General features: G+C 73.6%; 10 protein-coding genes. 4 read left to right on the top strand and 6 right to left on the bottom strand.

From position 1 onward, the window contains the following. The first annotated feature begins 28 nt into the window (after positions 1 to 28). Positions 29 to 865 carry a substrate-binding periplasmic protein gene (locus ACI79Z_RS05540; protein ID WP_387985188.1) on the top strand — a complete coding sequence of 279 codons (837 nt, stop codon included), beginning with the start codon at positions 29 to 31 and terminating at the stop codon, positions 863 to 865. A 169-nt stretch (positions 866 to 1,034) separates the two neighbouring features. Here the strand turns inward: ACI79Z_RS05540 and ACI79Z_RS05535 are convergent, their stop codons facing one another. The 3 genes from ACI79Z_RS05535 to ACI79Z_RS05525 all read right to left on the bottom strand — a co-directional run bounded on the left by ACI79Z_RS05535 (position 1,035) and on the right by ACI79Z_RS05525 (position 4,357). Then, on the bottom strand, positions 1,035 to 1,472 hold the full coding sequence (locus ACI79Z_RS05535) for an ATP-binding protein (RefSeq protein WP_456901986.1): 438 nt from the start codon (positions 1,470 to 1,472) through the stop codon (positions 1,035 to 1,037). Between the two features lie 358 nt (positions 1,473 to 1,830). Further along, complete coding sequence (locus ACI79Z_RS05530) at positions 1,831 to 3,093, bottom strand: DUF4032 domain-containing protein (RefSeq protein ID WP_456901985.1); 1,263 nt, start codon at positions 3,091 to 3,093, stop codon at positions 1,831 to 1,833. A gap of 133 nt (positions 3,094 to 3,226) precedes the next feature. After that, on the bottom strand, positions 3,227 to 4,357 hold the full coding sequence (locus tag ACI79Z_RS05525) for a hypothetical protein (RefSeq protein ID WP_456901984.1): 1,131 nt from the start codon (positions 4,355 to 4,357) through the stop codon (positions 3,227 to 3,229). 268 nt (positions 4,358 to 4,625) lie between these two features. On the opposite strand from ACI79Z_RS05525, the gene ACI79Z_RS05520 reads away from it, so the two are divergent. From ACI79Z_RS05520 to ACI79Z_RS05510, 3 genes are all read left to right on the top strand, one after another. After that, positions 4,626 to 4,901 carry a hypothetical protein gene (locus ACI79Z_RS05520; protein WP_456901983.1) on the top strand — a complete coding sequence of 92 codons (276 nt, stop codon included), beginning with the start codon at positions 4,626 to 4,628 and terminating at the stop codon, positions 4,899 to 4,901. 20 nt (positions 4,902 to 4,921) lie between these two features. Beyond that, positions 4,922 to 6,379 carry a S8 family serine peptidase gene (locus ACI79Z_RS05515; RefSeq protein ID WP_456901982.1) on the top strand — a complete coding sequence of 486 codons (1,458 nt, stop codon included), beginning with the start codon at positions 4,922 to 4,924 and terminating at the stop codon, positions 6,377 to 6,379. Between the two features lie 160 nt (positions 6,380 to 6,539). Next, entirely contained in the window at positions 6,540 to 8,507 is a 1,968-nt protein-coding gene (locus ACI79Z_RS05510) for an alpha amylase C-terminal domain-containing protein (RefSeq protein WP_456901981.1), read from the top strand. 62 nt (positions 8,508 to 8,569) lie between these two features. On the opposite strand, the gene ACI79Z_RS05505 is transcribed toward ACI79Z_RS05510, so the two are convergent. The 3 genes from ACI79Z_RS05505 to ACI79Z_RS05495 form a co-directional block, all read right to left on the bottom strand. Next, entirely contained in the window at positions 8,570 to 9,205 is a 636-nt protein-coding gene (locus tag ACI79Z_RS05505) for an AfsR/SARP family transcriptional regulator (RefSeq protein WP_456901980.1), read from the bottom strand. Between the two features lie 206 nt (positions 9,206 to 9,411). Next, positions 9,412 to 9,630, bottom strand: a complete 219-nt coding sequence (locus ACI79Z_RS05500; protein WP_456901979.1) for a hypothetical protein — start codon at positions 9,628 to 9,630, stop codon at positions 9,412 to 9,414. Positions 9,631 to 9,862: 232 nt separating this feature from the next. After that, complete coding sequence (locus ACI79Z_RS05495) at positions 9,863 to 11,791, bottom strand: peroxidase family protein (protein WP_456901978.1); 1,929 nt, start codon at positions 11,789 to 11,791, stop codon at positions 9,863 to 9,865. Between the last annotated feature and the right edge of the window lie 40 nt (positions 11,792 to 11,831).

Below are 11,831 nucleotides of genomic sequence, written 5' to 3'. Positions count from 1 at the left end.
CGGGCCCGTTCGTCCTGAGGAGATCACCGTGAAGACGCACCGCCTGAGCGCCGCCGTCCTCGCCCTCGGTTCCGCCGTGGCCCTCGTGGGCTGCGGATCGGACCCGGCCGGCGAGGTGGCGGCCGACTGCGAGCCCGCCCACCAGTTCGAGACGGTCGAGGAGGGCGTGCTCACCGTCGCCCTGACCAACACCCCGCCCTACTCCTTCGAGGAGGGCGGCCAGGCCGAGGGCATCGACAGCGACATCCTCAAGGAGATCGCCGCCGACGAGTGCCTGACGATCGAGTACGAGGCCTACACCTACGCCACCGCGGTCCCTGCCGTGGAGACCGGCCGGGTCGACGTCGCGGTCGGCGGCTTCTACCGGACCGCCGCGCGCGGCGACGTGGTCACCCTGAGCGCCCCCGTGTACCTCGACGAGCTCACCGTGATGTCGGCCGACGGCGTCTCGACCGTCGACGACCTCATCGGCAAGCAGGTGGGCACCGTGGAGGGCTACCTCTGGGTCGACGCGCTGCGCGAGCTGCTCGGCGACAGCCTGCGGACCTACCCCGACTCGCTCAGCCTCGCCCAGGACCTGACCGCCGGGCGCCTGGACATCGGCCTGGACGGCTACGGCGCCGCGGCGCAGTCCACCGAGGGCACCGACTTCCGGATCGAGGTCCTCGAGACCGACCCGCGGGTCCCCGCGACCGAGGAGCCCTCGCAGACGAGCCTGCTGCTCGACCCGAGCAACGACGCCCTGGCCACGGCGATCGACGAGCACGTCACGCAGATGCGCGCGGACGGCTCGCTGGTCGAGATCCTCGAGGCCAACGGGCTGCCGGCGTCGGCCGCCGAGGTGGGCGACCCCCGGCTGATCTGACGGTCCGCCTGCAGGTCAGGGGCCCGTGGTCGCGCTCACCCGTGGCCACGGGCCCTCCCCGTCTGCCGGTGGGGTGCCGTGCCGGTCCCCGTCCACGGCGGTGCCGGTCCCCGTGAGCACACGGGGTCGGCCGACCACTCCGCCGGCCGGGCGCCATCCCGGATCGGGCTCACGCGGCGGTGACGCACGCCCACACGTGCTTGCGACCGTCGTCGACCGTCCAGCCGTGCGTGCGGCACAGCCGGGCCACGAGGTGCAGGCCCAGACCCCCGTCGACCGGGTCACGGTCGACGGCCGGCACCGGAGGACTCTCGACCGCGGCATCGGTGACGTCGACGAGCCAACCGCCGCTGGCGGCCACGACGCAGACGGCGACCGGCGACCGGCCGTGGCGCATGCCGTTGGAGGCCAGCTCCTCGTAGACCAGGAGCAGCTCGTCGACGTCCACCGGCGCGCGGTCTCGCAGCCCCGCCGTGCGCACCGTCGCCTGGAGCTGGTTCCGGCTCACCGTGAGGTCGACGGGCGTGCACAGCTCCCGTCGCCAGACCGCACGGGCGACGTCGGGCACGGTCGGGAGCGGTCGCTGAGTCCACATCACCTGGTCCATCGGCCACCCTCTGCTCGGGGAGGAGCGAGGCCCCGGACCGATCGGCACGTGTCCGCTCCAGGCTCCGGCGGTCGGGCAGGGCACAGGGACCCTGCTCCTTGCGGCCGCTGCTGTTCTGTAATCCGAGCGTAGGCCTGCGGGGGTCGGGGCTGCCCGGCCGAGCGCGTGCTCCACCGGCGAGGGGTGACCCGACACGCTCGGCCCTGTCGCTGCAGTCACGGGGTGCACCAGGAGATGGCGCGTCAGGTGACCGGGTCGGACGGGCTGAGGAGCTGGGCCCCTCGCACTGCGGGGGTGGGCCGACGCGGAGCCGGGGGCCAGGGTGCCGAGGGGGGTCCGGAGGACGGTGGAACCGGCCCTACGAGGAGTCGCTGAGCGGGGCTCGAGCTCCTGGTCGGCGCTGGGGAGGTGGCGGCGTCACCAGGTCGCCGGACACCGCCGGCAGCACCCGGTCGACGTAGTCCCGCACCGCGGTCTGCATCCCGACGTCCCGGCCGGCCGCCTCGGACAGGAACCACCGGTGCTCGAGGACCTCGTGGAAGATCTCGGCGGCGTCCAGCCGGCTGCGCAGGTGCGCGGGGACGGCGGCGATCGTCGGCTGGTAGCTCTCGTTCAGCCAGCGGATGGCGGCCGCGGTCTCGGAGACCGGGCCTCCCGCCACCTGTTCGAGCGCGGCCCGGTAGCTCACGATGTCGGCGAGGAGGCGGCGGGCCTGTTTCTCCTGGACGTCCAGCCCCGTCCGGCTGAACAGCGCCCGCCGGCAGTCGCCGGGCTCCGCGACGCGGGTGGTGAGGCGCAGCCGGCTCCCGCCGGCCGGGTCCTCGACGAGCTCCACCTCGCCGACGTCGAACCCCAGGTCCTGGAGCCTGCGGATCCGCCCGGCGACGCGGAGCTGCTGCTCCTCGCGCGACACCACCTCCTCGCTGGTCAGCTGGGCCCACAGCTGCTCGTACCGCGCCACCAGGTCGGCCGCCGCCAGTGCCGGGTCGACGTCCTCGGCCAGGGAGCCGCTCTCCCGCAGGGCCGTCAGTTCGCTGACGACCCGGGCGTAGGCGACGTCCGTGTCGTGGTCCCGCTGGCTCTGGGTGAGCCGCTCGTGCACCTCCCCCGTCTCGGCGTCCACGAGGTAGGCGGCCAGCGTCCCGGCGTCGAAGCGGAACAGGGTGTTGGCCAGGGAGCAGTCGCCCCACACGATCCCGGCCAGGTGCAGGCGGACCAGCAGCTCCACCTGCGCGTTCATCACCCGGTCGATCAGGTGCGCGCCCCGCGGGTTGGCGAACAGCGCGAGGAACGACGACGAGTAGTCCAGGAAGCGGGTGACGAGCACCGCCTGCTGGTCGCCGGGCCGGTCGACGACGGCGCCGACGACCTCGACCGCCGGGATGCCGAGCTCGTGCAGTCGGCGCAGCACCTCGTACTCGCGGCGAGCGGGTCGCTCGGGCAGCTCCTTGAGCGCGAACACGCGTCCGGCCTCCGCCACGAACCGGACGACGTGACGGGAGCGCCCGTGCTGCGGGATCTCGACGAGCCGGTCGTCGGTCCACTGCGCGAGCGGGACGTCCCAGGGCAGGGTGAGCAGATCGGCCGCCGCCTCGGCGGGAGGACTGAACACGAAGCGCATCCCGGACCTCCGGTTCCCGGACCCGGTTCTGCCGCGAGGTTAGCGCGCGGCTCGTCGGATGCCACCAGCGGTGGACGCTGGTAGCCCCCGTGCTCGTCCGCCGACCAGAGCCTGGACAGCAGCGGGTGTCCGCCTACCCCGTCGTCGGCTTGTACGTCTTGTCACCGGTTGCGCCCAGGACGGACGCCGCCTGCCGGTCCACCATGCCGGTGAACAGCTGTTGGCTGGCGCCGAAGATCACCGCCCAGGCCAGGATCTGCGGGGTGTTGTCCAGCGCGGTCAGGCCGGGGATGAAGCCCCCACGCATGAGCAACAGCCCCAGGACGGCCGTCAGTGCACCCGTCGGCAGCTTGAGGATGTTGAGGACCACCGGGACGGCGAAGGGCGTCGGGGTCCCCTGGATGCGACGCAGAGCAATCGCCCCCGTGACCCCGGCGGCCACCATCCCGATCAACTCGATCAACGGGATGTCCCACTTGCTCACCGTCGCTTGCACCACGGCGTCGATGTCCGCGGCGTCGCTGCCGCCCCCGTCCGGCAGGACACTCTCCCCAGTCGGGCAGACGAGCAGCGGCGGCTGCGTCGGCGTCGGCTGGGGCTCGAAGCACAGCGGCACCCGCGAGGGGCCCAGGACACCCAGGAACGCGACGAGGCCGGCGATGACGAACAGCAGCACGCTGGCCCACGCGATGATCGCGCTGAAGCTCCGGACCCGCTGCAGCTCCCGTGCGGCCGCCGAGCTGGCCGCCCGCATCACCGCGATGACGCTCTCCCGGGCTCGCGGATCCTGGTCGTCCGCGAAGTCCCTCTCGGCGTCCCTGCGGGCGATGTCCTCCATCCGCACGCGCCGGGGGTCGTCGATCGGCAGGTGCCGCCGCACGTGCGCGTCCATGCTGGGCAGCTCGCCCCGGAAGAACCTCAGGGGAGCGCGGCGCAGGAGGTCGGTCTCGGCGGCGTGGATGTTGCTCGTGGCCCGGGCCAGCCGCGCCGACGTGTGCATCCGCGGACGACCACCGCTCACTGCCTGGCGTACCGCGGCGACGTGGCCCTTGATGGCGTCGGCGAGCCGCTGATCCGCCTTCTCGTCCGTCTCGCCTCGCTCGGCGGGGTCCAGGTGGTCGATCCAGTCCGACAGGGTCTCGATCTCGGTGGCCCGGGCGAGCGCCTCCTCGCGCCACGCGCGCGTGGGCAGGCCCGACGAGAGGGGATCCAGTCCGAGCGGCGCATCGGACCGAGAGCCACCCGAGCCCCCGGTGATGCGCATCGGTGTCGCCTCCCGGTCTTGCGCGCGCTGGCCTCGATGGGCGGCAGACCTCCCGAGCAGTGGCAGGTCCGCACGCACGTTATGGCGCGGTCGTCACCGCCTCGTCACCGCGTCGGCACGCCCCGTCCCTGGTCGGCGTCGACGGCCCACCCCAGCACGTCACTCCCCGAGAGGAACGCCGGAGCGGGTCACGGTGGTGTCGGGCTGGTGACGCTGTGGTGACGCCGGCCCGGGACGCTTCGGAGGCGAGGTCGGCGAGGATGAGTGAGTGCACCGGGGGATGGCGTCGAGGGGGCAGCATCGCGAGGTCACCGTCCAGCTGCGGCCGGACGGGGATGCCGAGCGGGTCACAGGCTGGCTGCGTCGGCACGACCTCGAGGTCTCGTCGCTGGTCGTCGGTCTGCTGGCGACGGGGGCAGCAGCGGCGGTGCGAGCCGCGTTCGGAGCCGAGCCCGAGGGTGAGCTCCCCGTGCCGGAGGAGCTGCGCGCGGACGTCGACCTGATCCTGGTCGTTCCTCCGAGACAGATCTACACGGGCGGGTAGGTACGCCGGGAGGGACCACCATGTCGATGCCCCGAACGCTCGAGTCGGCCAACGCCCTGCCCGAGACGGTCATCGGCTACGTCTCCGTCCGCTCGCAGGGAGGCACGTCGTTCCTGGACGCCGAGGACCTCGGCGACCCCGAGCCCTTCTACGGCACCGAGGCCGATGAGGCGGAGGCTGCACGGGCGATCGAGGGGGCAGGCCTCGAGGTCGTCGCCGAGAGTCGGCTCGGCAAGGCGGTGGCGGGACCGCCGGGCGCGTTCGAGGAGCTCACGGGCGGCACGGTGATCGCGGTGGAACGGCTCGTGCACACCCGCGTCGGCCGCGAGGAGTACGTCACCCACCTGGACATCGTCGGCGACGGACAGCCCGAGGCGCTGGGCGTCGGCACGGCAGGCCCAGCGGCGGTCGAAGGAGTGGTCCTCGAACGGCCGCGGCCCCCGATGGCGGTCTTCCCGGCCCCCGTCCCGCCGTCCGTCACCCGCTTCCACCTGCGCGTCCCCGACGATGTCGCGACGATCCTCGGCGCCTGGGAGGCGCACCAGCGCGGGCAGCGGGGCGGGGGCGTGACGGTCGCGATGGTGGACACCGGCTGGTTCCGCCACCCCTTCTTCGCAGCGCACGGCTACGACGTGCAGTCGCCCGTCACCGTCATCCCGGGCACCAATCCGGCGCGAGACCCGCACGGCCACGGGACCGGGGAGTCGGCGAACGTCTTCGCGATCGCCCCCGAGGCCGTGCTGCAGCCGTTCCGCGCCGCTGACGACGACGGCCACCTCGTCGGAGCACTGGCCGGCTTCGTCCGCGCCAAGGCAGGGGGTCCCGACGTGCTGACCAACTCGTGGGGCGGTGACTACCCCGACCCCGTGCCGGCGCAGCCGGCCGCGTTCGATCGACCGCTGATCCTCGAGATCCTCGACGCGATCAAGCGCGACGTCGTCGTCGTGTTCGCCGCCGGCAACGGCCAGTTCGGCCCCGAGGCCCAGGTCCCGGGCGTCATCGCCGCCGGCGGCGTGTTCGCGAGTGCCGGGCTGGATCTCCAGGCCTCCGACTACACCAGCGGTTACCACAGCCAGTGGTTCGGCGGCGTCGACGTGCCGACCGTGTCGGGGCTGGTCGGGATGCGACCGCGCGCCTCCTACATCATGCTGCCCATCCCAGCGGGGTGCCCGATCGACGTCCAGCGCGCGGCGGCCGGCGCCGGCGACCCGCCCGACGGCACGAGCGCCGACGACGGCTGGGCGCTCTTCTCGGGGACGTCGGCGGCGGCGCCGCAGATCGCCGGCGCGGCCGCGGTGCTGCGCGGCGTGCGCAGCGACGCCTCCCCCGCCCGGATCGCCCAGGCACTCGCGAACACCGCCATCGACGTACGCGTGGGCCGCTGCCACCCGCGCTTCAACAACCCGGCCGTGCCCGGCCGCGACCTGGCGACCGGATCCGGGCTGGTCGACGTGTCGGCCGCGGCGGCGATCATCTGACCGCCGCACAGCGTGACGGAGCCGCGGGGATGCGGGGCAGCCGGCCGGTCCGCCGGCGTCGAGCGGCGAACGGCCGGAACGACGGCCGTGCCGGCCGGGTGGCGCTGCGGTCCTGGCTTCTGACGCGATCCGGACCTGGGCAGCACCACGGGAGGGCCTGATGGCGATGTCGCAGCAGCACGTCACGGTCGGCACACCGATGGGCGCCACTCTGGTCGACGGTGGCGCGACCTTCCGGGTCTGGGCGCCGCGCGCCCGGGAGGTGTACGTGGCGCTCGGCGACACCCACGCGTACCGGCCACGCGCCGAGGACCTGCTGGTGCGCGGCCCCACACCGGGCCACTGGGCGGGGTTCGCCCCCGGCGTCACCGACGGCACGCACTACCGGTTCCACGTCGTCGGCGCCGGCGGCGACGCGGACCTCAAGCGGGATCCCTGGGCCCGTGAGCTCGAGCCCGGGGTGCCGCTGGTCGACTGCGACTGCGTCGTCCGTGAGCGCGCGGCCTACCCCTGGCACGACGACGGGTGGCGACCGCCCAGGTTCCCCGACCTGGTCGTCTACCAGCTGCACGTCGGCGTCTTCTCCGCCCGTGACGAGGACGGCCGCGACATCCGGCGCGGGCGCGTCGCGAAGCTGCTGGACGCCGTCGACCGCGTCGAGCACCTCGCCGACCTCGGCGTCACCGCCGTCCAGCCGCTGCCACTGGTGGAGTTCCACGGCGAGTGGAGTCTCGGCTACAACGGCACGGACCTGTTCTCGCCCGAGACCGACTACAGCGTCCCGCCGCAGGACCTCGACCCCTACGTGACCCGGGTCAACGAGCTGCTGGAGAAGCAGGGGCGCGCGCCGGTGCGCCGCGAGCAGCTCGTCGGTCAGGTGGGCCAGCTCAAGGCCTTCGTCGACCTGTGCCACGTGTACGGCCTCGCCGTGCTCGTCGACGTCGTCCACAACCACGCCGGGGGTGACCTGGACCGGCACAGCCTCGACCACCTCGACATGCCCCCCGACCCCGGCCCGCACAACAGCCTGTACTTCTCCGAGCGCGGCTGGGCGGGCGGGAAGGTGTTCGCCTTCGACCGGCCGGAGGTCCGGTCGTTCCTCATCGGCAACGCCGTGATGTTCCTCCAGGAGTACCACGCCGACGGTCTGCGCTTCGACGAGGTCACGGTGATCGACGACAACGGGGGCTGGTCCTTCTGCCAGGACCTGACCGCGACGCTGCACTTCGTCAAGCCGTCCGCCGCCCTCATCGCCGAGTACTGGGGAGGTCACCGGTGGCTGGCCGTGCAGCCACTCCCGGGCGGGATGGGGTTCGACATCGGCTACGCCGACGGGCTGCGCGACGGCGTCCGGGGCGTCCTGGCCCAGGCGGCAGGCGGCGCGACCGCCCCGGTGGACCTCGGCCCCGTCCGCCGGGCGCTGCAGCGCCCGTGGGGCACACGCTCCGCGTGGCAGGCCTACCACTGCCTCGAGAACCACGACCTCGTCCTGGACGCGGACGGCGACCACCGCCACCCCCGCATCGCGCGGCTGGCCGGCGGCGGGGACGCCCGCTCCTGGTACGCGCGCAGCCGTGCCCGAGCCGCCACGGGTCTGCTGCTGACCGCGCCCGGCGTGCCGATGCTGTTCATGGGCCAGGAGTTCCTCGAGGACCGGCTGTGGTCCGACGACCCCCACCGGGACGACCTGAAGATCTCCTGGGCCGGCCTCGAGGGCGCCGACCGGCACAGCGCCGACTTCCACCGCTGCACCCGCGACCTGCTGCGGTTGCGCCGCCGGCACCCCGCGCTGCGGGCCGAGCCGGTCGCCGTGCACCCCCTCGACGACGCCGCCCGCGTGCTGGCCTTCCACCGCTGGGTGCCCGGCACCGGCCGCGACGTCGTGGTGGTCGTCAGCCTCCGCGAGTCGACGTCCTACGGCGACTACGCCCTCGGCTTCCCGCGCGCCGGCCGCTGGCACGAGGTGTTCAACAGCGACTTCTACGACCACTGGCCCAACCCGGAGGTCCAGGGCAACGGTGGGCTCGTGGTCGCCGACGGCCCTCCGCTGCACGGGATGCCGGTCTCCTCCCGGATCACCGTGCCGGCCAACAGCCTCCTCGTCTTCGCCACCGACCTCGGCGACTGACCGCCCGGAACGCCTTCGTCACGGCGCCCGCGGGAAGTCACGGGGCAGCCGTCATCGCGGCGTCACGGGCGCGGCATCCCGGCAGCCCACGGCAGGCCGGCAGGTGGACGCAGCCCCACCACCAGCCGCGTCATCTTCTCGCTCGGCTGGACACCCATCTCGTCGGCGAGGACGGCCCTGAACTGCTCGTACGCCCGCAGCGCCTCGGTGACGTTGCCCTCCGACAGGTGTACGCGGATCACCACACGGTGAGCGCTCTCCCGGAGTGGTTCGGCACGCACGGCGGCGTAGGCGGCCTGCAGGGCATCGCCGTACTGCCCGGCCGCGGCGAGCCGTGCGGCCGCCTCCTCCAGCGCGTGCATGCGCAGCTGCCGCAGCCGCTCACGTTCGAGGAGGACCCAGTCGTCGTACCAGCCGGGCAGCAGCTCGCCCCGCAGTCCGACGTCGGGGACGGCGACGTCGGCCAGGCAGCAGGACGGGTCCCGGACCCGCCGGGCCCAGTCCCCCAGCTCCCGCACGTCGACCCGGACGCCCTCGGCGAGTGAGAGGACGTCGCCGGACGCGTGCACCAGCCCGGGAGCCACCCGCTGCAGACGCCACAGGGCCGTGCGGAGGCTGCCGTGGGCGTGCGCCTCCGAGACGTCGGGCCACAGGTGTCCCACCACGGTGGCCCGCGGCGGACGACCGGACAGACACACGTGGGCCACCAGGCGTTGGACTCCCCGCGGGAGGTCGTCACCCCCTCCCCGGCCGGGCCCGTTCCCGAGGTGGACGGTGAACCCGTCGAGCAGGGAGATCCGCGGAGTCACGACCACAGGCATGGCGTGTCACCCCCAGGGGCACCTTCTGGCGGAGGGGCGAAGCAGCAGGAGCCTCGGAGCGCCGATGGTCGGAGCTGGCGGCTTCAGTTGTCAATCGGTCGCATTCCGTCACCGAGGACATCCTGCAGCCACTCACCGACCGCATCGACGACCTCACGCGGCGACGTGGCGAGCGCCACCGTCCGGTCCTCCTCGGACGGACCGAGACCGACCGCCGTCACCCGCGCCCGGAACTCATCGGTCGCGCCTTCGAGCCAGACCCGCACGAGGAGTGCAGCGCTTCGTTCCTCGGTCACGGCCACCCTTCGACTGGTCGGTCACGCAGCGTGAGACGGCATGAGGTGAACGGCCAGTTCACGCCACCGACCGGGGGGAGATCGATGCTCTCCCCTGACGATGCGTGAGTGCACTCCCCCGACCCGGTGAAGTCAATGGTGCCGAGGGGTGGACGTGGGTCGCCGGGTCGGGCCCCGGGTCCGGGCCGCGCGACCGGAGTGACGCCGGCGGCGTCGTGAGGCATCCCGGGGAAGCGGGTCAGGCGCCGGTCCGCCCCCAGGGAGCGAAGGCGTTGTCCACGCCACGGAGTGCCGGCCGCAGCTCGGGCAGGTGCCGCAGGAGGACGGTGCGCATGTCGTTGTCCCGCACCCACGCCAGCCCGGCCGGCGAGTAGACCTCCGGACGGAAGTCACGGGTGAAGAACCGGTCGCTGTTGAGCCGCCGCGACGCCATCAGGATGAAGACGCGGAACGCCGTGTCGCTGAAGGCGAACCCGGCCGGCCGCTTCTCGGCGAACAGGCCGACCATCAGGTCGACCCGTTCGACGTCGCCGTACAGGTCCGCCAGCTCGGCGGCGAGCTCGGCGTCGTCCGTGATCTCGCCGAAACCGCGCGGCGCCGCGAGGTGCATCAGCCGCCGGAACTCGCAGTAGCGCGGCGTCCCCAGCTCGCGGATGCGCAGGACGTCGGTCGCGGCCAGGTCGACGACCTTGCCGTCGGGCCGCTCGAACGACTGCAGGGAGCGAGGGAAGTTCCGCAGCACGATCGCCCCGGGGTGCGAGGTGCCGAACGAGTAGAACAGGTCACCCAGGGCGAACCGGTCCGCGACCTCGCGTGAACGGGGACCGGCGAGTGCCCGGAACGGGAGGACGTCCAGGGGCCGGTCGCCGTCGGCCGCACGGATGTCGAACTCGTCCGGGAGCAGCGGGTGCATGCGGTAGACGCTCGTGAACTCCTCGGTGAGCGAGAACGGCACGCCGTGGTGCGCGGTCTCGGACCCGGGGATCCCGCTGACGACCTCGCTCCCGCCCAACCGCCCGAACGTCCGGGCGATCCGCTCCCCCGCGATGCCGAACCAGTTGATCCTCAGGGCGGAGGCCGCCGTGGGGTGGCTGATGACGGCCGGTGTCCACTCCACCGTGTGGATCTTGGCGAGCAGGGCCGCGACCACCAGCCGGGCCCGCTGGAACAGCTCCTCGTCGTCCCAGTCCGGGTACTCGGCCGCGAGCCGGCCGCAGACGGCGTTGTGCTCCCGGACGAACAGCGTGGCGAGCATGCCCAGGCCGGTCCACCACCCCGGGACGCGGGTCGGGTCGACGGCCGGGTCCTCCGGCAGCGGGATCATCCCGGCCTCGGTGAGGTACAGCTCGCCGCCGCGACCGGTCCGCACCCGCCGCTGCTCCTCCGGCGTGGTGCCGTACAGCGAGGACCCGTCCCACCAGTGGGTCACCTCGTTGATCGAGGTCACCGGTCCGTCGGCGCCGGCCGGCCGGGTCGGGTCGGGGTGGATCCGCGGGATCCGCATCGGGTCCTCCCACCAGTCGTCACCGGGCTCGAGCGGGATCTCCACCAGCCTCGAGGTGTCCGCCTGCCCGTGGCTGAACCAGTCCCGGATCATGAACTGCAACCAGGCGGCGGCCAGGGTGTTCACCGTCTCCGCGGGCTGGAAGGTCCGCCGGGTGAGCAGCCGGCGGCTGACCTCCCGCGGGCTGGGCCGCAACAGCTCGTCGTCGGTCACCGGCAGCACTCTGTCGAGGGGGATGTTGCGGCCGAAGCGGGCGCCGGCCCTGCCCATGTCCGGGTGGTCGAGGTCGTTGTGCGAGCCGTCGACGCTGCGGGCGACCAGGTGCCGGGGAGTGCGCGGTGGCACCGGCGGTTCGTCGACGACCGGCACCCGGGACGAGGGGTCGGCCAGGTTCTCCCGCCGCAGGGTGTCCCGGAGCCCGGCCAGCACGGCGAGGCCGAGGCCGCGGGGCAGCCGGTCCCAGCCCACCCGGCGGTCGACCAGCCCGGCCAGCCCGTCGTGGACCCGCCGGAACAGCGTCCGCCGGTGGCCGGCGCCGGGCACCGGCCGGGGTCCGGCGGGAGCGAGCGCGGCCGGCGGTCTGCCGGTGACCTCCGCCCGGGGGCGCGGGATGGCGGCGCCGGCCGTGCGGACACCGGCCGGACCTGGGGTGTCGGTGCTCATCGGATCTCCTGGGGAACGGGAGGACCGCTGCAGGCGGTGT

Source organism: Geodermatophilus sp. SYSU D00663, from assembly GCF_054050655.1.
Note: the sequence above shows the minus strand (reverse complement) of the source record. Positions and strands in the feature narration are given on the sequence as shown.

Coding starts and splice junctions, on each gene's coding strand:
- ACI79Z_RS05495 (WP_456901978.1), bottom strand. CDS start 11,791: ATGAGCACCGACACCCCAGGTCCGGCCGGTGTCCGCACGGCCGGCGCC.
- ACI79Z_RS05535 (WP_456901986.1), bottom strand. CDS start 1,472: ATGGACCAGGTGATGTGGACTCAGCGACCGCTCCCGACCGTGCCCGAC.
- ACI79Z_RS05515 (WP_456901982.1), top strand. CDS start 4,922: ATGTCGATGCCCCGAACGCTCGAGTCGGCCAACGCCCTGCCCGAGACG.
- ACI79Z_RS05525 (WP_456901984.1), bottom strand. CDS start 4,357: ATGCGCATCACCGGGGGCTCGGGTGGCTCTCGGTCCGATGCGCCGCTC.
- ACI79Z_RS05510 (WP_456901981.1), top strand. CDS start 6,540: ATGGCGATGTCGCAGCAGCACGTCACGGTCGGCACACCGATGGGCGCC.
- ACI79Z_RS05530 (WP_456901985.1), bottom strand. CDS start 3,093: ATGCGCTTCGTGTTCAGTCCTCCCGCCGAGGCGGCGGCCGATCTGCTC.